Origin of the sequence: Mucilaginibacter terrenus, assembly GCF_003432065.1 — a bacterium.
Classification (GTDB): domain Bacteria; phylum Bacteroidota; class Bacteroidia; order Sphingobacteriales; family Sphingobacteriaceae; genus Mucilaginibacter; species Mucilaginibacter terrenus.
In genome coordinates this window covers 1-381 of record NZ_QWDE01000013.1, presented here as the reverse complement: position 1 = coordinate 381, position 381 = coordinate 1, and the positions used below count along the sequence as shown (strand labels likewise).

The 381-nt window shown below is 55.6% G+C and carries 1 protein-coding gene; it reads left to right on the top strand.

Annotated elements, in window-relative coordinates; all coding sequences use genetic code 11:
- Positions 1-381 (top strand): PIG-L family deacetylase (locus DYU05_RS20825; protein WP_205771948.1); only part of this gene is annotated, 381 nt, incomplete at both ends.

Sequence of the window (381 nt, the reverse complement as noted above, 5' to 3'; positions counted from 1 at the left end):
AGCTGACAGAAGAAGACTACAACAACCACGGCATGGCACAGCTTGCCGTAGAGCAGGGCCCGGTATACAACATCAATATCGACATCTTTAACCAGGTGCAGCATACCATCACCGGCTGGCCGGGCGGCAAGCCGGGTGCGGACGACAGTCAGCGGCCTGAACGCGCAGAACCCGCGAGAAAACGTTCCATCGTGTTCTCTCCCCACCCGGATGATGATGTCATCTCCATGGGCGGTACCTTTATCCGACTGGTGGACCAGGGGCATGATGTACATGTCGCTTACCAGACCTCCGGCAACACCGCTGTATGGGATGATGACGTACTCCGCTTTGTGGAGTTCGCCATAGACTTTAAGCAAAGCGTAGGTGAAGATACCACTG